This window comes from Amycolatopsis sp. NPDC004378 (genome assembly GCF_053602455.1).
In genome coordinates, this window is the sequence record NZ_JBSGDR010000003.1 from 525993 (window position 1) to 551819 (window position 25827).

14 protein-coding genes are annotated in these 25827 nt (G+C 73.1%); 6 read left to right on the forward strand and 8 right to left on the reverse strand.

Translation table 11 applies throughout. The features are described 5' to 3' along the window. Positions 1-11 precede the first annotated feature (11 nt). From ACWEN0_RS14130 to ACWEN0_RS14160, 7 genes are all read right to left on the reverse strand, one after another. On the reverse strand, positions 12-2057 hold the full coding sequence (locus ACWEN0_RS14130; protein ID WP_451972965.1) for a DHA2 family efflux MFS transporter permease subunit: 2046 nt from the start codon (positions 2055-2057) through the stop codon (positions 12-14). 79 nt (positions 2058-2136) lie between these two features. Next, entirely contained in the window at positions 2137-2589 is a 453-nt protein-coding gene (locus ACWEN0_RS14135; protein ID WP_451972967.1) for a GNAT family N-acetyltransferase, read from the reverse strand. A 45-nt stretch (positions 2590-2634) separates the two neighbouring features. Next, positions 2635-3804: a glycosyltransferase gene (locus ACWEN0_RS14140; RefSeq protein ID WP_451972969.1), complete on the reverse strand. Its 1170-nt coding sequence runs from the start codon at positions 3802-3804 to the stop codon at positions 2635-2637. Further along, on the reverse strand, positions 3804-4610 hold the full coding sequence (locus tag ACWEN0_RS14145; RefSeq protein ID WP_451972971.1) for an alpha/beta fold hydrolase: 807 nt from the start codon (positions 4608-4610) through the stop codon (positions 3804-3806). The genes ACWEN0_RS14140 and ACWEN0_RS14145 overlap by 1 nt, the downstream gene beginning before the upstream one ends. Further along, complete coding sequence (locus ACWEN0_RS14150) at positions 4607-4912, reverse strand: acyl carrier protein (RefSeq protein WP_451972973.1); 306 nt, start codon at positions 4910-4912, stop codon at positions 4607-4609. Before ACWEN0_RS14150 ends, ACWEN0_RS14145 begins: the two co-directional genes overlap by 4 nt. After that, on the reverse strand, positions 4909-9195 hold the full coding sequence (locus tag ACWEN0_RS14155) for a beta-ketoacyl synthase N-terminal-like domain-containing protein (RefSeq protein WP_451972975.1): 4287 nt from the start codon (positions 9193-9195) through the stop codon (positions 4909-4911). The genes ACWEN0_RS14150 and ACWEN0_RS14155 overlap by 4 nt, the downstream gene beginning before the upstream one ends. A gap of 5 nt (positions 9196-9200) precedes the next feature. Then, positions 9201-16190 carry an SDR family NAD(P)-dependent oxidoreductase gene (locus ACWEN0_RS14160; RefSeq protein ID WP_451972977.1) on the reverse strand — a complete coding sequence of 2330 codons (6990 nt, stop codon included), beginning with the start codon at positions 16188-16190 and terminating at the stop codon, positions 9201-9203. A 769-nt stretch (positions 16191-16959) separates the two neighbouring features. Here ACWEN0_RS14160 and ACWEN0_RS14165 point away from each other — a divergent pair. Continuing rightward, entirely contained in the window at positions 16960-18099 is a 1140-nt protein-coding gene (locus ACWEN0_RS14165) for a threonine synthase (RefSeq protein WP_451972979.1), read from the forward strand. Then, entirely contained in the window at positions 18096-18713 is a 618-nt protein-coding gene (locus tag ACWEN0_RS14170; RefSeq protein WP_451972981.1) for a helix-turn-helix transcriptional regulator, read from the forward strand. Before ACWEN0_RS14165 ends, ACWEN0_RS14170 begins: the two co-directional genes overlap by 4 nt. A 1-nt stretch (position 18714) precedes the next feature. Here ACWEN0_RS14170 and ACWEN0_RS14175 read toward each other — a convergent pair whose 3' ends face one another. Further along, the gene (locus ACWEN0_RS14175; RefSeq protein ID WP_451972983.1) at positions 18715-19620 is read right to left on the reverse strand and encodes a glutaminase; all 906 of its coding nucleotides are present in this window, start codon (positions 19618-19620) and stop codon (positions 18715-18717) included. A gap of 159 nt (positions 19621-19779) precedes the next feature. Here ACWEN0_RS14175 and ACWEN0_RS14180 point away from each other — a divergent pair, with 159 nt between their 5' ends. The 4 genes from ACWEN0_RS14180 to ACWEN0_RS14195 all read left to right on the forward strand — a co-directional run bounded on the left by ACWEN0_RS14180 (position 19780) and on the right by ACWEN0_RS14195 (position 25810). Next, positions 19780-21171 (forward strand): amino acid permease, encoded by a 1392-nt coding sequence (locus ACWEN0_RS14180; protein ID WP_451972985.1) that lies wholly within the window; start codon positions 19780-19782, stop codon positions 21169-21171. Positions 21172-21221: 50 nt separating this feature from the next. Continuing rightward, on the forward strand, positions 21222-22226 hold the full coding sequence (locus tag ACWEN0_RS14185; RefSeq protein WP_451972987.1) for a LacI family DNA-binding transcriptional regulator: 1005 nt from the start codon (positions 21222-21224) through the stop codon (positions 22224-22226). Positions 22227-22315: 89 nt separating this feature from the next. Continuing rightward, on the forward strand, positions 22316-25147 hold the full coding sequence (locus ACWEN0_RS14190) for a glycoside hydrolase family 2 TIM barrel-domain containing protein (protein ID WP_451972989.1): 2832 nt from the start codon (positions 22316-22318) through the stop codon (positions 25145-25147). A 63-nt stretch (positions 25148-25210) separates the two neighbouring features. Then, on the forward strand, positions 25211-25810 hold the full coding sequence (locus tag ACWEN0_RS14195) for a hypothetical protein (protein ID WP_451972991.1): 600 nt from the start codon (positions 25211-25213) through the stop codon (positions 25808-25810). The last annotated feature ends 17 nt before the right edge of the window (positions 25811-25827 follow it).

Below are 25827 nucleotides of genomic sequence, written 5' to 3' on the forward strand. Positions count from 1 at the left end.
GGTGTGGCGCGTTAAGCACCGGCGAGCGCGTGCCTTCCGTACGTGCGGACTTCGGCGCTCTGGTCCAGCAGCCGGGCCGCGACCCGGCCGATCGCCGCGTCCAGCTCGGCGCGGTTGCCGGTGCCCCAGTCGCCCAGGCGCTCGGCCAGCCAGTCGTGCCAGGCGCGGACCACCTTGCCGAACTCCTCGCGCCCCACCTCCGTCAGCTCCCACTGGTCGCGGGCGTACCGCAGGTGCCCGGTCAGCTCGAGGCGGTTGAAGGCCGGTTCGAGCACGGGGGCCGGCACGCCGAAGTAGTCGCCGATCGCGGAGAGCGTGGCCGGCTGGCCGCGGCGGTGCCGCAGGTGGACCTGCAGCAGGCACCAGATGCCGCCTTCGTCCAGGTCCGAGTCCGCGCGCTCGACGATCGCCGGCGCGACCTTGCGGCGTTCGCGGAAGAACAACGTCGCGACCGCGCGTTCGAGCTCGCGGTCGTCGGTGCGGGCTTCCGGCATCGCGAAGCCGTCGCCGAGGTCGGGTGCCGCCGCGCGGGCCGTGTCGCGCAGCGGGACCTCCTTGAGGAAGAAGGCCAGCACGAACGCCACCAGCCCGACCGGCGCCGCCGCGAGGAACACGACGTGCAGCGAGTCGCTGTAGGCCTTGATGACCGGGGCCGAAACGGCGTCCGGCAGCGCGTGCAGGGCGGTCGGCACCTGGATCGCCCGCGGGTCGACCCCGGCCGGCAGCGGGTGCGCGGCGAGCGCCGACGCGAGGTTCGGGCTCAGCTGGTTCGCGTACACCGTGCCGAAGATCGCCGCCCCGAACGAGCTGCCGATCGAGCGCAGGAACGTCACGCCCGAGGTCGCGACGCCCAGGTCGGCGTAGTCGACGGTGTTCTGCACGGCGATCGTCAGCACCTGCATGCCGAGCCCGATCCCGAGGCCCAGCACCGCCATGTACGCCGACGCCTCCCAGAACCCGGTGTCGGTGTCCAGCCGCGACAGCAGGTAGAGCCCGATCGTCATGCCCGCGGACCCGACCAGCGGGAAGATCTTGTAGCGCCCGGTCCTGCTCACGGCGTTGCCGGCGGCGATCGACGCGACCAGCAGCGCGAGCACCATCGGCAGCAGCCGTACCCCGGAGGTCGTCGCCGAAGTGCCTTGCACGTACTGCATGTAGGTGGGCAGGTAGGACAACGCGCCCAGCATGGCGAAACCGACGACGAAACTCATGATCCCGGCGACCGCGAACACCGGGTTCCGGAACAGCCGCATCGGCAGCATCGGTTCCTTCGCCCGCAGTTCGACGAAGACGAACGCCGTCAGCAGCACCACCGAGCCGATCGCCATCCCGATGATCGTCGGCGAGCCCCACGCGTACTGCGTGCCGCCCCAGCTGGTGACGAGCGTCAGCCCGGTGGCCGCGAGGCCGATCAGCAGGATGCCGAGGTAGTCGATGACCGGTTTGACCGCGGCACGCGCGTTCGGCATCGCCGAGGACGCCACGACCAGCACCACGACGACCAGGGGGATGTTGACGTAGAACGCCCAGCGCCACGACAGGTGGTCGACGAAGAACCCGCCGAGCATCGGGCCGGCCACGGTCACCACGCCGAACACCGAGCCGAGGACGCCCTGGTACTTGCCGCGTTCGCGCAGCGGGACGACGTCGGCGATCAGGGCGGTCGAGGTGACCATCAGCCCGCCGCCGCCCAGGCCCTGCACCGCACGCCAGACGATCAGCCACACCATGCTGTCGGCGAACCCGGCGCAGAACGAGCCGACGCCGAACACGACCACCGAGATCTGGAACATCAGCTTGCGGCCGAACAGGTCGCCGAGCTTGCCGACGACCACGGTCATGATCGTTTCGGCCAGCAGGTAGGACGTGACCACCCAGGACAGGTGCCCGGCGCCGCCGAGGTCACCGACGATGGTGGGCAGCGCGGTGCCGACGATGGTCTGGTCCAACGCGGCGAGCAACATCCCGAGCAGCACCGCTCCGAACACCGCGTTGATCCGGCCGCGGCTGAGCGCCGCGGGCGCCGCGCCGGGCGCGACCTCCGCAGTGGCCGTCATCGGCACCCTCCTCGTCCGGCCTCCGAGGCTAGTGCGCGCCGTCCACTGTGGATAGCCACCCGTTCCGGTGGTCCGCCGGTCAGGTTCGCGTCAGCGTCACGAGGAACGGCCGGAAGCCCCGCGTCTCGTAGAAGGCGAGCGCGGTCTCGTTCCGCGCGTAGGCCTGCACCGTCACCTCGTTCGCCCCGCGGTCCCCGGCCCAGGTCAGAAAGGTGTCGACCAGGGCCGCGCCGAGGCCTTCGCGACGGCGGTCGGGCGCGACGCGCATGCTCTCCAGCTCGGCCCGCACGGCTTCCGGCCGCAGCGGGTCCGGCGGCAGCAGCCGGCCGATCAGGTGGCCGGCGCCGCCCGGGACGAGCAGGCAGAGGCAGTCCGGGTCGTCGATCAGCCCGGCGTAGTAGGCCGCTCCCTCGCGGGCCGGCCAGCCCGTGTCCATGTACGGGTCCCGGCGCCCGCCGTCTTCGGCGAACAGCGCCGCGGCCGACTTCAGCAGTTCCGGGACGTCCTCGGCGACACACACGGAAACAGTCATACCCAGCACCGTAACCGGGTGATTTTTCGAAGTAAATTTCGTCATTCAGGGCCTCGGGTGGGCCAGGCTCTCCAGCGCGAGCTGTTCCAGGTGCCCGGCGGCCGCCGCGCTCCCGCCCGCGGCGTGGAACGACGCGGCGACGGTCTCCGCCGCCCGCCGGTACGCCGGCTCGGTCAGCACCTGTTCGACCGCCGCCGCGATCCGGTCCGCGCCGGCGCGGCCGAAGCGCAGCCGGATGCCCGCGCCCGCGGCGACCACCTGGGCCGCCACGACCGGCTGGTCGTCGCGGATCGGCGCGACCACCAGCGGCAGGCCGTGCCACAGGGCTTCGCACACCGTGTTGTGGCCGGCGTGGCACAGCACCGCGTCCACCCTCGGCAGCAGCGACAGCTGCGGAACCCGCGGCCGCACCAGGACGTTGGGCGGCACCGCGTCGAGCGCGCCGCCCGGGTCGACGATCACCGCCCGCGCGTCCAGCGTCGCGAACGCCGCCGCGGCCGCCGCCAGGAAGCTCGCGCCCGCCTCGGTGTTCGCCGTGCCCAGCGAGACGAGCACGGTCGGCCGCGGCGGGTCGAGCCACGCCCACGGGAAGTCCGTTGTGGATGGACGCGAGCCGAGCGCGGGCCCGACGAGCCGGACGCGCGGCGGCAGCGTGGCCGCGCCGAGCAGTTCGCGGGTGGTGAACGCCAGGACGCCGTGCGGCGAGAACCGCGGGTCGGCCGTCCCGCGGCCGCCCGCGATGCGCTCGCGAAGGCCGTCGACGAGCGAGCCGACCCAGTCCGCGACCTTCGGCATGCCCGCGAGGGGGTCGACGAGCTCGGCCGACGTCGTCGCCGAGGTCACCCACGGCAGGCCGCGGGCCTCGGCCAGCAGCCCGCCCGCGAGGGCCTGCTGGTCGGCGACCACCACGTGCGGGGCGAACGCGTCGATCGCCGCGGTGACGCCCGGCGCCATCGCGTCGGCCAGCGGGACGAGGAAGTCCTCCCAGAGGAACCGCAGCGCGGCGGGCCCCTTGAGCTCCGGCGGCCGCGCGGGGGCACCGGCCGGCAGGGCGCACGAGAAGACGAGCGCGTCCGGGCCGGCCAGCTGCCACAGCAGCTCGTCGTGCCCGGCCCAGGCGACTTCGTGGCCGCGCGCGGCGAGTTCGGCCGCGACGCCCGCGGCCGGGTTGACGTGCCCGACCAGCGGCGGCACGACGAACAGGAAGCGGGCCACTACCGCGCCCGCACCGGGACGCGCGAAGTGTCGCGGACCCACTCGAAGACCAGCTCGATCACCTCGGCGGTCCGCTCGACCAGCACCGAGTGCCCCTGGTCGGGCAGCACGACGCAGCGGCAGTGCGCGAGGTGCGCTTCGAAGTGCGGCACCTGCGCGGCGAGTCCCGAGTCCCCGCCGAAGATCGCGAAGACCGGGCAGCGGACGTCGGAGAGGTCCGGGTCGATCGTCGCGCTGCGCGGGATGTCTTCGGCGATCGTGGTCGTCTGGAGGATCTTGTTGGCCGCCTTGGACAGCCGGGCGGTGTGCGCGCCGTGGTTGTCGGCGATCCAGCCGATGACCTCGTCGATCGCCAGCCGGGTTTTCGCGTCGGCGAGGCCGTCGGCCATGTGCCGCGTCCACTCGGGCGTCGGCGGCTCGCCTTCGAGCACGATCACGCTGGCCACCCGGTCCGGCCGGGCGGCGGCCAGCCCGAGCGCCACCGAGGCGCCGAACGAGTTGCCGACGACGTGCACCGGCCGCGTGACGTCGCACGCGTCGAGCACCGCGACGAGGTCGCCGACGAACTCTTCGAGGTGGTAGCCGGACTTCGGCCGCGTCGTGCGGCCGTGCCCGCGCAGGTCGTACATCAGCACGTCCAGGCCGCGCTCGGCGAAGGCCGGGCCGAGCGTGAAGTAGTAGCTCGCCAGGCTGTCGGTGAGCAGGCCGTGCACGCACACGACGATCGGCGCGTCGCCGTCGAGCGGCACCTCGGGGGCGAGCCGCTGGACGTGGACGTCGAGTTCGCCCGCCCGGATCCGGCTCACGCCGTCTCCCGCAGCGAGGCGACGATGTGGCGCACGAGCTCGCCGACGGTCAGCGCGATGATCTCCTCGAGGTCGCGCTCGGCGATGAACGTGGCGAAGTTGACGCGGTCGCCGTAGTGCTCGCGCAGCTGCCCGGACAGCGCCACCAGGTCGACGCTCTCCAGCTCGAGGTCGTCGTGGAAGGTGGTGTCCATGGTGATCTCGGCGTCGTCGAGGCCGTACTCCTCCAGCAGCTGCTGCAGCATGCCGGTCAGCTGCGCGAGCACGGTCGTCTCGGCGGCTGCCGTGGTCTCGATGCTCATTCGGCGGTCTCCTTCTCTTCGGTCCAGGCGACGACGTAGCGGCGCGGCGGTGCGCCCGGCAGGCTCTCGACGTCGGTGAGGTGCACGCGGTACTCGGCGCCGGCGGTGCGGACGGTGAGCTCGTCCGGCGCCGCCGCGACGACCTCGAAGGCGCGGGGTTCGCCGCGCAGGCCGGTGCCGAGCAGCTTCGCGACGGCTTCCTTGGCCGTCCAGAAGCGGGCAAACCAGCGTTCCGGGTCGCCGGTCAGGCCCGCGAACAGGGTCTGCTCGCCCGCACCGAGCGCGGCGTCCACAGTGGACTCGGCCCGCGGGACCACCTCTTCGACGTCGATGCCGCACCGCGCGTGGCGGGCGATCGCGACGCCGACTTCGCCGCGGTGGGCGATCGAGATCGTCACCGGCGGCAGGTCGCGGCCGTACGCGCCCGTCGCGTGGGGGCGGCCGGCGTCGTCGTTGCCGATCCGCAGCTCCGCCGGGAACATCTCGGGTTCGCCGCGGGCCCAGAGGAACTGGCGGACGGCGTCCTTCGCGGCGATCCGGCCGAGCAGCCACTGGCGCCGGCCGCGGGGCGGACGGTGGTCGTAGGCGTCGCGTTCGGTGCCGGCGAGGTAGTTGCGCATGATCAGCTCGCGGGTGGCCAGGTCCGGCCACTGCTCGTGAACCAGCGCCCACTCGCCGGGCTGCTCGTGCGAGAGCGTCGACCGCTCGGGCGTCCGGTCGGCCTGCCGGATGTGCGGGGTGCTGTCGAACCGGCGGTCGCGCCAGCCGGTGAACTCGGCCCAGACCTGCCCGTCGTGGACGAGCTGCATGTCGGCGTCGAGGAACTCGCCGGTCAGTCCCGTGATCTTGACCAGGCAGTCCAGGCGCGTCCCCGGCGCCGGGTGCGGGCCGTGGAACCGGATCTCGCGCATGCCGACGGGGAACACCGTCGTGCGCTCGGTCAGCTGCGCCATGATCCAGTAGCCGAGCACCTGGCCGACGTTGTCGAGCAGCGCTCCGGGAGCCGCGGGCGTCGTCAGGACGGCGCGGACGTGCCGTTCCCCGACAGCCGTCAGCTCGGTGACGCCCTGGAACCGGGGGCCGTGGAACATCCAGCGTTCGTCGTACAGCTGGGCGGCCGTGGTCTCCGGGACTCGTTCCGCGTCCGCCGGGAACCGCCACGGCGCGGGCGCGGTGGCCGGGTAGGCCGGGGCGAGTTCCACGACGGCCTCGGAGTAGCCCTCGAGCGAGGCCAGCACCCGGTCGGGGCCCTGCGGCCGGACGCGCACGCCCACGCTGACCGCCGGGACCGCGGTGATCCACTGGGTCAGCCGGACGTCGTGCACCGCGACCGCGAGGCGGCCCGGCGCGGCCTGCTCGGCGAAGCCCATCAGGTGGTCGATCACCGTGGTCGCCGGCACGACCGGCCAGCGGTCACCCGGGTCGGCCTGCGGGGGCTGCTTGAAGAAGCAGTGGTCGAGCAGGTAGGGCATCGCGTCGACCGACACGTCCAAAGTGGTCCGCAGTTCGGTCGGCGGAGGAAGCCTGCGGGGTGCGGTCCGCCGGCTGAGCACGGTCGAGGCGAGGTCGGCGGTGTCCGCCAGCAGCGCGGCGAACTCCGCCGCCAGCGGGCCCTTGCCGGCCAGCGTGTCCACTGGGGAATGCCGAGGCAGCCGCACCTGCGCGCGGGTGCGTTCGTCGAGGGAGATCAGCCGGCCGCCGAGGTCGAGCTTGACGGCCTTGCGGGGCGCCCGGGCCTGACCTGGCAGCGCCGCCGTGTCGACGTCGGCGCCGTCGGCCCACAGCGCCGTCGCCACCCGCAGCAGCTGGGCGAGCCCGGGCCGGTGCGGCGAATGCGCCGAGACGACCAGGTGCTCGCGCCCGTGCAGGGTGTCCCCGATCAGCGAGCCGAGCTGCCCGGCGCCGACCTGCACGAACGCCCGGAACCCGGCCGCGTGCAGCTCCTCGACGAGCGGGCGGAACCGCACCGGCTCGAGCAGGTGCCGCACGAACAGCTCGCGCACGGCCGCCTCTCCGGCCGGGTACTCCGACACCGTGGTCGCCGACCAGACCGGGATCTTCGGCGGGTGCAGGGTGAACCGTTCGGCCGCCGCGCGGATCGGGCCGAGGTAGGGCCGCAGCATCGGCGTGTGGAAGCCGGACCGGAACGGCAGCACCTGGGCGACGATCCCGCCGGCCCGGAACTGCGCCACCAGGTCGTCGACCGCCGCCTCCGGGCCGCAGAGCATCGCCTGGTTCGGGGCGTTGTCATGGGAGAGGACGACGTCTTCACGGCCGTCGAGCGCGGCGAGCACCTTCGCCGCGGGGGCGCCGACCGCGGCGAACGCCAGGCCGGGCACCTCCAGGGCGTCCGGGTCGAACCCGGCGAGGAACTCGTCGACCTCCTCGATGGCGTGCAGGCCGGCCGCGGCCATCGCCGTCCATTCGCCGAGGCTGTGACCGGCGAGCGCGTCCGGCACCACACCCAGCCGGCCCAAAGCGGCATCGAGGAGGCGGCCCAGTTCGAACACCGCGGTGCCCTGACGGCCGACGTCGCCGACCGCGGCGTCGGGGTGGTCCCACGGCAGGCCGAAATGGCGGGCGACATCGCCGCAGTTCAGCGCGAGTTCCGCCTCCAGCCCCGGGAACACGAAGGCGAGCTTTCCGCCGCCGGGGCCGAGGAGCGGGCGGTCGGCGAACCAGACGTCGTTGCGGCCGCGCCACGGCCGGCCGCGGCCGACGGCCTTGCGGGCCAGGGCCAGCCGCTTCTCCGTCGGGTCGACGATGCCGAGGCGGACCGGTCCGGTTCCTTCGGGCGCGGCGAGCACCGCACGGTCCGGTCCGGAAAGGACGGTCCGCAGCGCGTCGACGGTCGGTGCGGCGATGCGCAGCACGCGCTCCGGCTCCCGCACGACGACGGCGGGTGCCGGCCGGTCCGGTGCCTGCTCGACAACGACGTGGGCGTTGATCCCGCCGAAGCCGAACGCGTTGACCCCGGCCCGGCGGACGGCCGCGTCCCACGGTGCCGCGGTGTCCAAAGTGGAGAACCGGGTCTTCTCGAGCGCGGGGTGCGGGTCGTCGCAGTGCAGGGTGGGCAGCAGGACGCCGTGGTGCACGGCCAGCGCCGCCTTGACCAGCCCGGCGATCCCGGCCGCGGGCATCGTGTGCCCGATCATCGACTTGACCGACCCGAGGACCGCGCTCCCCGTGCTCCCGAAGACCTCCTCGAGCGTGGCGAGTTCGGCCGCGTCGCCGGCCGGGGTCGCGGTGCCGTGCGCTTCGAGCAGCCCGAGCGAGTCCGGCTCGGCGGGGTCGAGGCCCGCCGCCGCCCACGCCTGGCGCACGGCCCGGACCTGGCCGGCGGAGTCCGGGTTGGCCAGGCTCGCGGTCCGCCCGTCGGAGGCGACGCCGGTGCCGGTGATCACGGCGTACACGCGGTCGCCGTCGCGTTCGGCGTCGGCGAGCCGTTTGAGCACGACGACGCCGGTGCCCTCGCCGATGAGCACGCCGTCGGCGTCGCGGTGGAACGGCCGGATGCGCTCGCTCGGCGACAGCGCGCCGAGCTGTGTGAACACGCTCCAGAACGTGATGTCGTGGCAGTGGTGGACGCCACCGGCGAGCACGACGTCGCAGCGGCCGGAGGCGAGCTCCCGGACGGCGTGGTCGACGGCGATCAGCGACGACGCGCACGCGGCGTCCACTGTGTACGCGGGCCCGCGCAGGTCGAGGCGGTTCGCCAGCCGGGACGCGGCCAGGTTCGGCACGAGCCCGATCGCCGACTCCGGGGCCTCGGGGCCGAGCTGGTCGGTGAACGCCTGCCGGACGGCGTCGAGCTTGTCCGCGCCGAGCTCGGGCATCAGCTCGCCGAGCGTCCGGACGAGCTGGGTCGCCGTGCGGACGCGCTGGTCGAGCCGGACCAGCCCCGGCGTCAGGTAGCCGCCGCGCCCGAGGACGACGCCGACCCGAGCCCGGTCGGCGGGCAGCCGGTCCGGGCCACCCGCGTCCGCGACGGCCTGGGCCGCGACCCGCAGGGCGATCAGCTGGTCGGGTTCGGTGGCGGGCACGGAGTTCGGCATGATCCCGAACCCGGTGACGTCCACTTCGGCCAGTTCGTCGACGAACCCGCCGCGGCGGCAGTAGACCCGGTCGGCGCGCCGCTCGTCCGGCGCGTAGTGCAGGCCGTCCCACTTTTCCGGCGGTACCTCGGTGATCGCGTCGACCCCGCCGACGAGGTTGCGCCAGTACGCCGCGAGGTCCGGGGCGCCGGGCAGCAGGACGGACATCCCGACGATGGCCACGCGCATGTCGGTCACCACCCGGAAGCCGTGTGGACGACGGCGGAGACGTCCGGTCGGCCCCAGGCCAGCTCGCGCAGCAGCCCGAGCGTGCCCTCCTCCGGGTCGATCAGCTCGATGCCGCGGCGGGCGTAGTCGCGCATCAGCTCGGGCGTGACCATGCCGTCGTGGTCGCCGGTCGGCGCCCACGGTCCCCAGTGGACGGTCACCGCACGCCCGGCGGGCCACCGGCGGCCGAGGAGCTCGAGGGCGTCGTTGGCCGCGGCGTAGTCGGACTGGCCGCGGTTGCCGAGCGTCGCGGCGATGCTGCCGAACAGCACGACGAACTTCGGCTCGTCCGGCAGGTCGGCGGTCGCGTCCAGCAGCGTCCGGGCGCCGTCGACCTTCGTGCCGTAGACGCGGGTGAAGGACTCCGCCGTCTTCTCGGCGACGAGCTTGTCCTCGATCACGCCGGCCGCGTAGACGATCCCGTCGAGGCGGCCGTGCTCGGCGTGGATCTCCTTGACCGCCCGGTGCACGGCTTCGGCGTCGAGCATGTCGACGGACTGGTAGCGCACCGGGCTGCCGAGGGCGGCCAGCTCGCGAAGAGTGCTGCGGACTTCACGTTCGCCTTGGATCCGGCGGACGGTCCGCTCGATCTCGGCGGGCTTGCGCAGACCGCTCGCGATCAGCGCGGCGCGGAGTTCCTTGGCGTCCGTGGCGCGCGGGTACTCGTCTTCGTCCGCCGGGACGGGCGTCCGGCCGAGGAGTTCGACGCGGCACCGCGCCGCCGCGGCGAGCGTCTTGGCGAACCGGGCGGTGATGCCCTTCGCCCCACCGACGAGCAGGACGACGGACTCCCGGTCGAGCCCGATGGCCGTGGCCTCGGCGGCGCCGTCCCCGGCCGGGCCCGCGCCGCTGCTGCCGAGCAGGCCGAGGTTCTCCTCGGCGGGCTTCAGCCCGCGCCTGGTGTTCTCGTTCCGGAGCACCACGGGTTCACGGTCCACTGTGGACAGCTCGGCGACGATTCCGTTGGCGTCCGCGCCTTCGACGATCCGGGCGATCGTGTCCGGGTACTCGCGGGAGACGCTGCGGTAGAAGCCGCGAAGGCCCTCGGCGGGCCCGGCGGTGAGGAGCCACCTCGGCCGCTGGGCCAGCGCGGCCTGGTACATCGGGAAGGCGACGGGCAGGACGGGATCGCCGTCAGGAACGTGCAGGTAGCCGTCGAAGCCAGGCCGGACGTCGTCGCCGATCTCGGCTTCGGCCCCGTGCGCGGCCAGTTCGGCGCGGACGGCCTCGGCTCGGGTTCCGGTGCCGAGCACGAGGAACCGGCGGCCGGAGAGGTCGGGCACACCGGCGGGGGAAAGCTCGAACTCGGTCATGACATACCGCTTCGGCGCGACGATCACGGGCTCGGGCCCAGCAGCCGTTCGCTCCGGCGCCGCCGACCGCCCAGCTACCGACACCGGCCGCGCGGCCGCCGCTGGCCTCGATGCGGCTACCGCCTCCCCGGCGGGCGTGGCGACCACCGGGCCCGTCGCGGCGGCCACCGGCCCCGACTCGGCCGACTGTCCAGGCGCCCCCGACCCGGCGGGCCCGGCTACCTCCGCCTCCGGCGCGGTAGTCCCGGCTACCTCCGCCTCCGGCGCGGCAGTCCCGGCTACCTCCGCCTCCGGCGCGGTCGGCGGTCCGCCTGCTGCCGGCCCCGGCCTGCTGACACCGGCGTCCAGCACCTCCGCGATCCCGGCCGCTGTCCGGGCCTTGGCGAGTTCCTCGACCTCACCCGCGCCCAGGCGAACGGTCAACTCCCCCGCGATCTCCGCGCGCTTGATCGAGTCGATGCTCAGGTCGGCTTCCAGATCGAGGTCCGGCTCGATCATGTCCACCGGATAGCCCGTCCGCTCCCCGATCACCGCCACGACGGTGTCCAGCACCGAGCGTTCCGCAAGGTCGGCGACAGCCACCTCGGGACGGCGGTCGCCGATCAGTGCGGCGATGGCCGCGGCCGTGCGGGCCTTGGCGAACTCCTCGACGTCGCCGCCCGCCAGGCCCAGCCGTGCAGCCAGTTCGCCCGCGATCTCCGCGCGCTTGATCGAGTCCACGCTCAAGTCGGCTTCCAGATCGAGATCAGGCTCGATCATGTCCACCGGATAGCCCGTCCGCTCCCCGATCACCTCGACGATCGTGTCCAGAACCGGCCGCTCGGCCGGAACCGGAGCCGCGACCGGGACGGCCGGTGGCAAAGCCTCGACCACCGGGATCGACACCGGCACCGGTGCGTCGCTGCCGAGGAAGCCCAGCAGCACGTCGCGCTGGGCGGCGATCATCTCGCGGCTCGTGCGCAGGAAGTCCGCGACCATCTCCTCCGACGAACCGGCCGCCGGCGTGACCGAAGCCAGCGCGATCCGCTCGGCCGGGCGGAGGGCGCCGGCCGGGATCGTGCCGTCCGCCGTGCGGAGGAGGTGGCCGTCGACCGTCCACCCGGGACGTTTCGGCCGGGGTGCGCCGGCCGCGTCGACCGCGTCACGGCCGCGGAACAGCCAGCCGGTCTCGACCGGGACACCCGCCACCGCCAGCTGCGCCAGCGCGCCGAGGAAACCCGGCAGGCCGCGGCGGCCCGGCTGCTCGAAGCCGACCGTCCGATGGGGACGCTCGCCCAGGATCGCCTCGATCTGCCTGGCCAGCACCGAACCCGGCCCGGCCTCGACGAACACGCGCGCCCCGGCCGCGTACATCGCTTCGATCTGCTCGACGAACCGGACCGGCGACCCGATCTGCGCGGCCAGCTCGCCGCGGATGCCGTCCGGGTCCGCCGGATACGGTGCCGCGGTCCGGTTGCCGTAGACCGGCACCGCCGGCTCGACGACCCCGATCGCTTCGAGCGTCCGTCCGAACGCGTCCCCGGCGGGCGCCACCAGCGGGCTGTGGAACGCGCACGCGACCGAAATCCGCTTCGCGCCGAGCCCGGCCGCGCGCAGCTGGGAGACCGCGGCTTCGACGTCGGCGGTCGGCCCGGAGATCACCGTCTGCCGGGGTGAGTTGTGGTTGGCCAGGACGACGGCAGGCGAATCCAGGACCGCGAGCACTTCCGACGCGGACGCCGAGACCGCGGCCATCGCACCCGGATCGCCGTCCGGGATGGCGTCGACGATCGCGCCGGCCCGCGCGTGGCTCGCGTGCAGCAGCGCCTCGGGGGTCAGCGCGCCCGCGGCGGCCAAGGCCGTGAGTTCGCCGTAGCTGTGCCCGCCGAGCATCGCGGGCCGCACGCCGGCGCGGGTCAGCAGCCGGAACGCGGCCAGCCCGGTCAGGCCGAGCGCGGGCTGGGCGACGCGGGTGTCGGTGACGCGGTCGGCCAGCTCCCGCCGCGCGGCCTCGCCGAACACCGCGGGGCCGAACACGACGTCGGCGGTCGGCGGGTCCAGCCGCAGGTACCGCTGCAGCTCGGGGAAGGCGACGAACAGGTCGGCGAACATGCCGGGCCGCTGGCTGCCCTGGCCGGGAAACAGCACCGCGACCGCACCCGGCTCGTCGTCGGCGGCGCGGAACAGGCCCGGGGCGTCCTGCCCGGCCAGCGCCTGGCGCAGGAGCCCGGTCAGCTCGTCCACAGTGGACGCGACGACGGCGTACCGGACCGGCCGGCCCTGAGCCCGCACCGACGCGGCCAGCGCGAGGTCCCGCAGCCGCCACGGCTGCTGCCCCACCGGGACGCCCGCCAGGGCGAGCAGGTCGCGAACCGCCGCGTCGGTGCCGAAGAGGAACAGCTCGGCCGGCCACTCCGCGGCGGTCTGCGCGGGCGGGACGTCGTCGTGCGCGCTCAGCACGACGTGGAAGTTGGTGCCGCCGAAGCCGAACGCGCTGACGCCGGCGATCCGCTCGGCGGGCGGCGCGGTCCACGGCTGCGCGGCCGACTGGAACACGAACGGGCTCGTCGACGCGTCCCACGCCGGGTTCGGCGACGACACGTGCAGCGTCGGCGGCTTGACGCCGGTGTGCAGCGCGAGCGCGGTCTTGATCAGCCCGGCCAGGCCCGCGGCGCACTTGGTGTGCCCGATCTGGGACTTCACCGAGCCGATCGTGCAGCCGCCGGGCGCGGCACCGGCTTCGGTGAACACCTTCGTCAGCGTGCCGAGCTCGGTCCGGTCGCCGACGACGGTCCCGGTGCCGTGCGCCTCGACCAGCCCGACCCGCGCGGGCGACACTCCCGCGTTGCGATAGGCCCTGGTCAGCGCGGTGTGCTGGCCTTCCGGCCGCGGCGCCGTCAAGCCCAGCGCGCGGCCGTCGGACGCCGCCCCGACGCCCTTGATCACGGCGTACACGCGGTCGCCGTCGCGTTCGGCGTCCGCGAGCCGCTTCAACGCGACGCAGGCGACGCCTTCGCCGAGCGCGATGCCGTCGGCCGCGCTGTCGAACGTCGCCGAGCGCCCGGTCGGCGAGAGCGCGTGCGCCGAGGCGAACAGCAGGTAGTCGTTGATGCCGTTGTGCAGATCCGCGCCACCGCAGAGGACGAGGTCGCTGGTGCCGGCGGTCAGCTCCTTGCAGGCGACGTCGACCGCCGTCAGGGAGGACGCGCAAGCGGCGTCGACGGTGTAGTTCGCCCCGCCGAGGTCGAGGCGGTTGGCAATCCGCCCGGCGATGACGTTGGCCAGCACGCCCGGGAAGGAGTCCTCGGTGATCCGCGGCAGCCGTTCGTCCAGTTCGGACGGCAGTTCGCCCACATAGGACGGCAGGACGGTCCGCAGGCTCATCGCGTTCGACAGGTCGCTGCCCGCCTCGGCGCCGAACACCACGGACGTCCGCGCCCGGTCGAACGCCCGGTCGACGTAGCCGGCGTCGGCCAGCGCGCGGTGGGCCGCTTCCAGGGCCAGCAGCTGCACGGGTTCGATGCTGGCCAGCGACGACGGCGGGATGCCGTACTTCAGCGGGTCGAACCCGATCTCCGGCAGGAACCCACCCCACCGCGACGGCGTCTTCTCGCCCTGGCCGCCCGCGTCGTAGTACAGGGAGGTGTCCCAGCGCTGCGGCGGGACTTCGGTGACGGCGTCGGCACCGGCCAGGACGTTCGCCCAGAACGCGGCCAGGTCGGGTGCCTGCGGGAACATGCAGGCCATCCCGACGATGGCGACGTCGAGGGGCTCGGGCGCCGGCGGCTCGGGCGTCACGGCACCGAAGTCCGCGGCCCGCTCCCGCAGGACCGCGTTCGCGCCTTCGCCGACCGCGGCGTGCAGGTCGGCGATCGTGGTGACGTCCGAACGCAGGACCGCGACCTCGCCCGCCATGAACATGCCTTCGGCCCGCTGCCGGTCTTCGGCGACGTCACGCAGGTCGTCGCCGACGCGCTCGATCCCCTTGCTGGCCAGCCGCAACCGGCCCACGTTCAGGGATTCCAGCTGTTCCCAGGCTTCCCGGCTCGGCACGCCCCGCTCGGCGAGGCCGGCCTTCAGGGCCGCGAACTCCTCGGTGAACGGGCTGCGGACGCACCGCGTCGCGTGACCGGGCGCGGTCTCGAGCAGATCCGTCTGCTCCGCACCGAGCAGCTCACGCTGGAACTGCGGGAGCACGGCCCCGGCCTCGACCGCCTCACGGGTGAACAGGTAGGCCGTGCCCATGAGCACGCCGATCGCGGCACCCCGGTCCGCCAACGGCGCCGCCAGCGCCGCGACCATCGCCGCGGACCGCTCGTCGTGGATCCCGCCCGCGAACAGCACCTGCACGTCCGGGGCCGGGTTCGCGGCGAGGAAGTCGGCGAGCACGCCGAGTTGCGCCTCCCACAACGGGAAGCTGGTGCGGGGCCCGACGTGCCCGCCGCATTCCGAGCCTTCGAAGACGAACTTGCGCGCCCCGGCTTCCAGGAACTGCTTCAGCAGTCCGGGCGAAGGGACGTGCAGGAAGGTCGAGATCCCGACGTCTTCCAAAGCCGCGGCCTGGGCCGGGCGGCCGCCGGCGATGATCGCGTGGGTGGGCTGCAGCTCCTGGATCACTTCGAGCTGCGCGGCCTTGACGTCGTCGGCGGCGAACCCGAGGACGCCGACACCCCACGGCGCGCCGTCGACGGCTTCGCGGGTCCGCTCCAGGACGTCGCGGGTCTGCTGCGGACCGGACAGGGCCAGTGCAATGAACGGCAGTGCCCCGCCCGCGGCGACTTCGGCGGCGAACGCGGGCTGGTCGCTCACCCGGGTCATCGGGCCCTGGGCGATCGGCAGCGCCGTGCCGAGCGCGCGGCTGCCCGCCGTTTCCGGGCCCAGGACGGCGGTTTCGGCACTCAGCGCGTCGACGACGGCGTCGCGCAGGCCGCGCACCGCCGTGGTCACCGTGCCCCAGCGGTCCCGGAACCGGGTCGCGAGGAAGACGTCCTGTCCGGCTTCGATCGCCTCGGTGCCCCGCCGCGCGAGCGCTCGCACCCCGTCGACGACGACGGTCTCCGAGCCGTCGAGCCCGGTGACCGCACTCGTCAGGGCCGACGGGAGTTCGGCTTCCGGGAGCAGCGCGAGCTGGGTGTCGACGACGACGCCCGCGGCGCCACCAGCGATCGCGGCGGCCGCGGTGTGCGGGCCGATCCCGCCCGCCGCCCACACCGGGACGTCGGGGCCTTCGTCGGCGAGCAGAGCCTGAAGCAGCACGAACGTGCTCAGCTCACCCGTCCGGCCGCCGCATTCGTGACCCCGTGCGATCAGCCCGTGGGCCCCGCCGGCGACCGCCCGCGCCGCCGACACGCGGCTGGTGACCTCGGCCAGCACCCGCCGGCCGGGGAAGTCGCGAGGCGCGCACGGGGAGTCTTCGGTCAGCACGACGGTGGTCGCGGCTTCGGGCAGTTCGGCGTCCACCAGGGACAGCCGGACCCCGAAGACCGGGAGGTTCCACTCGCCGAGCAGGGCGAGTTCGCCGACGGCCGCGCCGCCGGTCAGGTCGAGCACACCCAGGGCGCCGCCGCGCGCGGCGGCCGCGACCCCGCGCGCGGACGGCCACCGCAACGGCGACACCGCGACGACCAGATCGGCCGGTCCACGGCCGGCTTTCCGGACACGCATGGGAACTCCCGCTACGCACGAAAGGGTGATGGGTAACGGGGTGTACTTAAGCGGGTTCCGACCGCTTACGTCAACAACCCACCGCGATTTCGTCGTGCCGGTTCAGAAAATTCGAGACCGACCAGCCGGGAGACGCAAGAATTTAACGTCGCCGTCACGTTCCACCCGCCGGGAAGACCGACCGGATTGCCCTTCTCCGGCCGCGACCGGGTGCCCACAGTGGTCAGGACCTGCGGCCGAACTGGCACACACCACCAGATGGGGCAAGCCCTTCTCACCCGGTGGTCGCAGTGCGACTGATCACACGGACCACGACGTTCGGCGGTCCTGCCGTTTCCCGGTGGCCACGACAAAGGGTCGTGGCGGTAAAACCCGCCACGACTCCCGAGCGATCCACCGAGAGGGAAACCGCGGAATTCCGTATTGCCCGGCGAATATTCCCCGGTACTTTTACCCACAGCCGAAAGCAGCCCCGGAACGCTTCCGATTCGCACCGCCGCGCACCCGTGAGTCCACTGTGGATTCCCGGACGTCGTGGGTTCCTCGTGCTCACGCGATCCGGGAGGCGGGCCCCGGCCGTCTCCCGGCGACGACGGCATCGCACACCGAGGGACGACTCCGGGTATTCAGCCGGACACCATCGGTACCTCCAGTCCTGCGGTACGTCGCTCGCCGACAAGAATTTTCCACTCTTCCGTGACAGATTTTCCTTAGAAGAAGCTGAAAGCGATTCGCGTACTCACCGGTAATCGATACCTATCGTCTAGACTTGGACAGTCCGTCCAGCATGGAGGTGGCTGTGGAGTACTGGTACGCCGACGAACGCTCGGGGGTGCGCTACCGGGGTGACCCGCTGCGGTGGCGGGGCGACGACGGCGCGCCGCTGACCGTCGCCCCGCTGCCCGGCCTCACGCCCGGCGACGTCGACACCGGGGTCCGGTCGCTCTGGCGCTACCGCGCCGCCCTGCCCGGTGACCTGCGCCCCGTCTCGCTCGGCGAGGGCTGCACGCCGCTGGTCGAGCGGCCCTGGGGCGACGTCGACGTCCGGTTCAAGCTCGAGTGGTTCAGCCCGACGGGCAGCTTCAAGGACCGCGGGTCGAGCGTCATGGTCTCCGCGGTGGCCGGCGCCGGCGCGAAGGAGCTCCTGGAAGACAGCTCCGGCAACGGCGGCTCGTCGGTCGCCGCCTACAGCGCCGCGGCCGGGGTCGCGGCCACCATCCTGGCGCCCGAGGGGACGTCCCCGGCGAAGGTCCTGCAGGCCCGGGCCTACGGCGCGACCGTCGAGCTGGTGCCCGGCACCCGCGACGACACCGCGGCCGAAGCGGTCCGCCGCTCGGCCGCAACGACCTACGCGAGCCACAACTGGCACCCGTTCTTCCTGCAGGGCACCAAGACGCTGGCCTACGAGCTGTGGGAGGACCTCGGCTACCGCGCGCCGGACGCCATCGTCACGGTGGCCGGCGCGGGCAGCATCGTGCTGGGCTGCGACCTCGGCTTCGGTGAGCTGCTGGCCGCCGGGTCGATCACGCGACGACCTCGCCTGCTCGTCGCCCAGCCGCGCAACTGCTCCCCCCTGGACGCGGCCTTCCACGACCGGCAGCCCCCGCCGTTCGCCCCGACCGTCGCCGAGGGCACCGCGATCCGGCAGCCGGTGCGGCTCCCGGAGGTCCTTTCCGCCCTCCGGCGCTCCGGCGGGGACACCGTGGCCATCGCCGAAGACGCCATCGCGGCCGGCGCCCGGCGGCTGGCGTCCCTCGGCCTCTACGCCGAGCCGACCAGCGCGACCGCCGCCGCGGCGATCGACGTCTTCCGCGAGCGAGGCGCGATCCGGCCCGGCGAGACCACCGTCGTCGTGCTGACCGGATCCGGGCTCAAGGCGGCCGACAAGCTGCGGGAGCTGCTCGGATGACCGAGGACGAGCTGCTGCTGCGGGAGGCGGAGAAGATCGCCCAGGCCGTCGGGCGGATGTTCCCCGGGCTGTGCGAGGTCGTGCTGCACGACCTGCGCGACCCGGCCCACGCCGTGCGCGCGGTCGAAGGCGGGCTGTCCGGGCGGTCCGTCGGCGACCCGGCGACCGAGCTGGGCCTGGCCCGGATCGCCGACCCGGCCTTCCCGGACGTCCTGCAGAACTACCCGAACCGCTTCCCCGACGGCCGGCCGGCGAAGAGCACGTCGATCGGCATCCGCAACTCCGGCGGTGAGTACGTCGCGGCCCTGTGCCTCAACCTCGACGTCTCCCTGCTGGGCTCGGCGGCCCGCGCGCTCACCCGGCTCGCACGCACGGACGAGCCGGCGCCGCTGGTCGAGAGCCTGCGCGCCCGGACCGGCGACGAGCTGCGCGCCCTGGTCGAGGACTACGCGACCGAGCGCGGCCACACCCCGCGCAGCATGCCGGCGGCAGCGAAGAAGGAGCTGGTGCGCACGCTGAAGGAACGCGGCTTCCTGGAGCTGAAGAACGCGGTCCCGACGCTGACCGATCTGCTCGGCATCTCCCGCGCGAGCGTCTACAACTACCTGCGCTGACTCAGAAGACCGACCAGCCGGTGAGCGTCGTGAAGCGGTCGAGCGCGGCGACCCCGGCCACGGAGTTCCCGCGCGCGTCCAGGCCGGGGCTCCACACGCACACCGCGCACCGGCCCGGCACCACCGCCACGATCCCGCCGCCGACGCCGCTCTTGCCCGGCAGGCCGACCCGGTAGGCGAACTCGCCTGCCGCGTCGTAGGTGCCGCACGTCAGCATCACCGCGTTGATCCGCTTCGCGGCGCTCAGCCCGAGCAGGCGGCTGCCGTCGTTGCGGACGCCGTGGCGGGCCAGGAACACCGCCGAGCGCGCGACGTCCGCGCAGCTCATCGCGATCGAGCACTGCCGGACGTACTGGTCGAGCACCGACGGCACCGGGTGGCGCATGTTCCCGTAGGAAGCCATGAAGTAGGCGAGGGCGCGGTTGCGGTCGGCGTGGTCGGCTTCCGACGCCGCCACTTCGGGGTCGACGGCGATGTCCGGCCGGCCACTTTCCTCGCGGAGGAAGGCGAGCAGCGCGGCCACGGCGTCGCCGTGCCGGGCCAGTTCGTCGGTCACCACCAGCGCGCCCGCGTTGATGAACGGGTTGCGCGGGATGCCGTCCTCGTGTTCCAGCTGCACCAAGGAGTTGAACGGGTCGCCGGACGGCTCGCGGCCCACCCTCGCCCACACGTCGTCGCCGTGGGACAGCACCAGCGCGAGGGTGAACACTTTGGACATGCTCTGCACCGAGAACGGCTGCCGCCAGTCGCCGACGCCGTGCACCGCACCGTCCACTTCGGCCACCGCCATGCCGAACCGGCGCGGCTCGATCCGGGCCAGCGCGGGGATGTAGTCCGCGACGGCGCCGCGGCCGACCTCCGGCGCGACGTCGTCGGCGATCCGGTCCAGCAGCGCCGCGAGGTCCACGCCCGTAGCGTAGGAGCCGCGCCGGCCCGGACGCACAGCGGCCCTGTCAAATCGAAACCGGCTGGTACCAGCGAAATGCCAGTGGTGATCTCCGGCACACCTTAAGTCTTCCTTATGGTGCTTGGTGACTTGCCGCACAACCTCTAGCGTCCGTGAACCATGGATTCCTCGCTCCTCACCGAAAAAGGTGAAAGCTACTCGAAAGCACTGGGCAACCGCCAAGTGCAGATGATCGCCATCGGCGGCGCGATCGGCGTCGGGCTCTTCCTCGGCGCCGGCGGCAAGCTCCACCAGGTCGGGCCGTCGCTGATCTTCTCGTACGCGATCTGCGGGGTGGCCGCCTACTTCGTGATGCGCGCGCTCGGCGAGCTCGTCCTGCACGAGCCGAGCTCGGGCAGCTTCGTCACCTACGCGAGGAAGTTCATCGGGCCGTGGGCCGGCTTCGCGTCCGGCTGGATGTACTGGGTGAACTGGGCGATGACCGGGATCGCGGAGATCACCGCGGTCGCGATCTACGTGCACAAGTGGCTGCCGGACGTGCCGCAGTGGATCACCGCGCTGGTCGCCCTCGGCGTGCTGCTGGCGGTGAACCTGCTTTCGGTGAAGCTGTTCGGCGAACTGGAGTTCTGGTTCTCGGTGGTCAAGGTCCTGGCCATCGTCGTCTTCCTGGTCACCGCGGTCGGCCTGGTGCTCACCAGCGCCGACATCGGCGGCACCCCGGCCGGCGTGCACAACCTGACCGACCACAGTGGATTCTTCCCGGCCGGCATCGGCATCGCGCTGATGACGCTGCAGGCCGTCATCTTCGCCTACTCGGCCATCGAGGTCGTCGGCATCGCGGCCGGCGAGACCAAGGACGCGCGCAAGGTCCTGCCGAAGGCGATCAACGGCGTGGTGTGGCGGATCGGCGTGTTCTACGTCGGCTCGGTGCTGATGCTGGCGATGCTGCTGCCCTGGCCGTTCTACAACGGCGACGAGAGCCCGTTCGTCACGGTGTTCTCGCGCCTCGGCATCCCGGGCATCGGCGACGTGATGAACGCGGTCGTGCTCACCGCGGCGCTCTCGAGCGTCAACTCCGGGCTCTACTCCACCGGCCGGGTGCTGCGCGCGCTGGCCGACCGCGGCGAAGCGCCGTCGTTCGTGGGCCGGATGAGCGGCCGTCACGTGCCCTACGGCGGCATCCTGTTCACGTCGGTCGCGTACCTGCTCGGCGTCGTCCTGAACTACCTGGTGCCGAAGGACGCGTTCGACATCGCCATCGCGATCGCGTCGCTCGGTGTCATCACGACGTGGGCGACGCTGGTGTTCTGCCAGATGCGGCTGCGGCAGGCGGCGCTGCGCGGCGAGGTCGAACGGCCGTCGTACCGGATGCCGTGGGCACCGTACTCGGGCTGGGCGACGCTGGCGTTCCTCGCGCTGGTGGTGGTCCTGATGGGCTTCTCCGACGGCGCGGAGAAGATCGCGTTCTACTCGATCCCGGTGCTGGTCGTGGTGCTGGCGGTCGGCTGGCGCTTCGTGTCCAAGCGGCGGCAGCGCACCCCGCTCGGGTAGCGGTCCGGCCGCGGGCGGGCATACTCGTCTCCCGGACAGGGAGGTGGGCGGTGTCCTCGAGCACGGAACCCCGGCGGGTGACGATCCACGACGTCGCCCGCTCGGCCGGCGTCTCCCGGCAGACCGTGTCACGCGCGCTGAACGACAAGGCCGAGATCGACGGCTCGACTAAGCAGCGCGTCCTCGACGCCGCCCGGGAGCTCGGGTACCGCCCGAGCCGGTTCGCCCGCGGCCTCGTCCGGCCGGACACCACCACCATCGGCCTGGTGGTGCCGGACCTGCTCAACCCCTTCTTCACCGAGGTCGCGTCCGGAGCGCTCGAAGCGGCTCGGGCCCGCGGCTGGCACGTCGTCGTCTACGACACCGCCGACGACCTCGAGCAGGAGCTCGCCACGCTCCGCGTGATCGGCACCCAGGTCGACGCGGTCGTCGGGTACTTCAGCCGGTCCGAGGCAGACCTCGACCGGTTCACCCCCGGCGTCCCGGTGGTGCTGATCGGCCGCGAGCCGCGCACCGCCCGGTTCAGCGGCATCGGGATCGACGGCGAGGACGGCGTCCGCGAGGCCGTCGCCCACCTGGTCTCGCGCGGGCACCGGCGGATCGGGATGCTCGACCACGACCGCCGGCCCGGGCCCAGCATCCGGCAGACCTGGTTCCTGCGGGCCGCCGCGGAGCACGGCGTCGGCGTCGCGCCCGGGTGGATCACCCGCGCCGCCCAGACCGTCGACGGCGGTGGCGCGGCGCTCGCGGACCTGCTCGCCGCCCACCCCGACGTCACCGCGGTGTTCGCCTTCAACGACGTGATCGCCATCGGCGCGCTGCGCGAAGCGCGCCGGTTCGGCCTGCGCGTCCCCGCCGACCTCGCGGTGATCGGGTTCGACGGGCTGGCGCTCGGGACCCTCGTCGACCCGGAGCTCTCGAGCGTCGCGCTCGACACCCGCGCGCTCGGCGCGCTGGCCGTCGGCGAAGCGGCGCGGCTCGTCACCGGTGCCGCGCCCGCCGGACCCGGCGAGCTGGTCGTCCGCGCCGGGCTCCACCTGCGCGAATCCGCCTGATTCCTTGACACCCCGGCCCGCCGCCGAGCACACTGCCGGGTAGTCCGTGAACGTTCACGGGAGCGTTCACGAGCGGTCGGAAGGACGCCATGTCGTACGTCGAAGACCCGGGACCCGGCCGCGGTTCGGTGCCCCCGCGCGCGGCCTTCACCTCCGACGCCGCCGCGCTCTCGCTGGACGGAACGTGGAAGTTCCGCCTTTCGCCGGGCATCGCGGCCGCCCCGGACCCGGTCGACGCCGACGACTCCGGCTGGGACGAGCTGCCGGTGCCGTCGCTGTGGCAGCTGCACGGTCACGGCAGGCCCGCCTACACCAACGTCCACTACCCGTTCCCGGTCGACCCGCCGCACGTGCCGTCGGAGAACCCGACCGGCGACCACCGGCTGCGGTTCGACCTGCCCGGTTCCTGGCCTGCGGGTCCCGCGGTGCTGCGCTTCGACGGAATCGACTCCTGCGGCCGGATCTGGCTCAACGGCACCGAGCTGGGCGTCACGAAGGGCAGCCGGCTGCCGTCGGAGTTCGAGGTCGGCACCCTCCTGCGGCCGCGGGACAACGTGCTGGTCGTGCGCGTGCACCAGTGGTCGGCCGGCAGCTACCTCGAGGACCAGGACATGTGGTGGCTGTCCGGGATCTTCCGGTCGGTCACGCTGCTCGCCCGACCCGCCGGCGGCATCGGCGACTACTGGGTCCGGGCCGACTACGACCACGCCACCGGGCTCGGCACGCTTCGCGTCGAGACCGGCCCGGACGTCGTGCTGGACATCCCGTCGCTGGGTGTCGCCGGGCATCCGGCGTCGGATTCGCTGACCCTGCCCGTCGAGCCGTGGAGCGCCGAGTCGCCGCGGCTGTACGAGGGCACGTTGTCCACAGCGGCCGAACGGGTGCCGGTGCGGATCGGCTTCCGGACGGTGACGATCGAGGACGGGCAGCTCAAGGTCAACGGGCGACGGCTCCTGCTGCGCGGGGTGAACCGGCACGAACACGACCCGCGCACCGGCCGGGTCGTGTCGCGCGAGACCGCGCTCGAGGACGTCCTGCTCATGAAGCGGCACAACGTCAACGCCGTCCGGACCAGCCACTACCCGCCCGACCCGGCGTTCCTCGAGCTGTGCGACGAGTACGGCCTGTGGGTGATCGACGAGTGCGACCTGGAGACGCACGGCTTCGGGCCGCTGGGGTGGGACCGCAACCCGAGCGGCGAGCCGATGTGGGCCGAGGCGTACCTCGACCGGATGCGGCGCACGGTCGAGCGGGACAAGAACCGGCCGAGCGTGATCCTCTGGTCGCTGGGCAACGAAAGCCACACCGGCGAGAACCTGGCGCGGATGGCGGAGTGGGTGCGCCACCGCGACCCGACGCGCCCGGTGCACTACGAAGGCGACCACGAGTGCTCCTATGTGGACGTCCACAGTCGCATGTACGCGACTCACTCCGAAGTGGACCGGATCGGCCGGCGCGAGGACGACAACGCGCGGCGCCGGGACCTGCCGTTCGTCCTCTGCGAATACGGGCACGCGATGGGCAACGGGCCCGGTGGACTGCTCGAGTACCGGGAGCTGTTCGAGAAGTACCCGAACTGCCAGGGCGGGTTCGTCTGGGAGTGGATCGACCACGGCCTGGCGGTTCCGGGGCACTTCGCCTACGGCGGCGACTTCGGCGAATCCCTCCACGACGGCAACTTCGTCATCGACGGCCTGGTCTTCCCGGACCGGACGCCGTCACCGGGGCTGGTCGAATACGCGAAGATCATCGAGCCGGTCCGGGTGAGTGCCGGCGCTTCGGGCATCCGGGTGTCGAACCACTACGACTTCCTGTCCACCTCGCACCTCACGTTCACCTGGGTCCTCGAAGAAGAGGGCGTCGCGACCGCCCAGGGCGTCCTCGACGTCCCGGCCGTCCATTCCGGACAGAGCGCGTCGGTGCCCCTTCCGCCGGTGCCGCCCACCGCCGGTGAATCGTGGCTGACCGTCACGGCGGCACTGACCTCGGACACTTCGTGGGCGACGGCCGGGCACGTCGTCGGCTGGGGCCAGCTGCCGGTTTCGCCCGCGCCACCCCGGCAGGTCCCGGCTGCGGGCGGCCCGGTGGTCCGCGACGCCGGACGGCTCGTGCTGGGCGCGGGCGAGTTCGACGCGGCGACGGGGTCGCTGGCCACGCTCGGCGGGCACGCCGTGCAAGGACCGCGGCTCGACGTCTGGCGTGCGACCACGGACAACGACCGCGGCTCGTCGCCCGGGCGGTCCGACGCGGACCAGTGGCGAGAGGCCGGGCTGCACCGGATGCAGCACCGCGTGATCGCGGTGGACGCGGACGGCGACGAGGTGGTCGTGCGGACCCGCGTCGCCCCGCCGGCCCAGCCGTGCGGCCTGTTCGCCGACTACACGTGGACGGCGCTCGACGACGGTCTTCGGCTGCGGGTGGAGGTGACGCCGGACGGCACGCTGCCCGGCTCCCTCCCCCGGCTCGGTCTCACGATGGCCGTGCCGTTCGGCTCGGTCGAGTGGTTCGGCGGCGGCCCGGGCGAGGCGTACCCGGACAGCCGCCAGGCGGCCCGGATCGGCCGGTTCACGAGCAGCGTCGACGACCTGCAGACGCCGTACGTGTACCCGCAGGAGAACGGCAATCGGACGGCCGTCCGCTGGGCCCGGTTCACGGATCCGGACGGCACGGGCCTCCACGTCGACGGCGACCCGGCGTTCGACTTCACGGCCCGTCGCTGGACGGCGGCCGCCCTGGAAGCCGCGCGCCACACTTCGGACCTGACCCCGGACTCGCTGGTGCACGTGACGCTGGACGTCGCCCAGCACGGGCTCGGGTCGGCGTCCTGCGGGCCCGGCGTGCTGCCGCAGTACCGGCTGGAGCCGCGGAAGACGTCGTTCACGCTGGTGTTCCGGCCGGTGGCGGGTGGTGTCGCAAATTGAGACCCCGGGGCGGTCCCGGATGCGGTGTCGTGGAGGTTCCGACCGCGAACAGGAGCGTCCCGGATGTCCTCTGCCACCACGACCCCCTCGAGCGCCCGGCTGCTGGCGACCCCCGGTGCCCTGGGCCTGGCCGACCTCGTCGCGATCTTCGACGACCTCCAGTTCGCGCTGAAGTGCTGCGAACGGCTGGTCGCCGAGCTCGCCGGCCCGCGGCCCGACGCCGTGCTCGTCGAGGCGCTGTGGGTGTCGGCCCTCAACTCGTACGCGCGCTGCTTCCGCGCCGGCGACCGCGGCCTGAACCTGACCGTCGAGGACGTCAAGGCCACCGGGGTGGCGGGCGAGACCGTCGAGTGGCACGAACTGCTCGGCCGGATCCGGGACTTCTCGATCGACGGCCCGGTCAACCCGCGCGAGGCGTACTCGGTGGGCGTCTCACAATCCTCCGCCGGAGAGGCTTCGGGAGTCGTGATCACCTCGGCCGCGCGGCCGCTGGTCGACGACGTGACCGTCCGCCAGACCGGCCGTCTGGCCTTCGAGCTCAGCCGGCTGGTGGACGAGCGCATCAAGACGCACCAGCGGAAGGTGTTCGAGTCGGCTTCGCGGATGACTCCGGCGCAGCTCACGGCGTTGCCGGCCATCGAAGTAACCGAGGAGTCTCAATAAGTCGCAAAACTATGTCT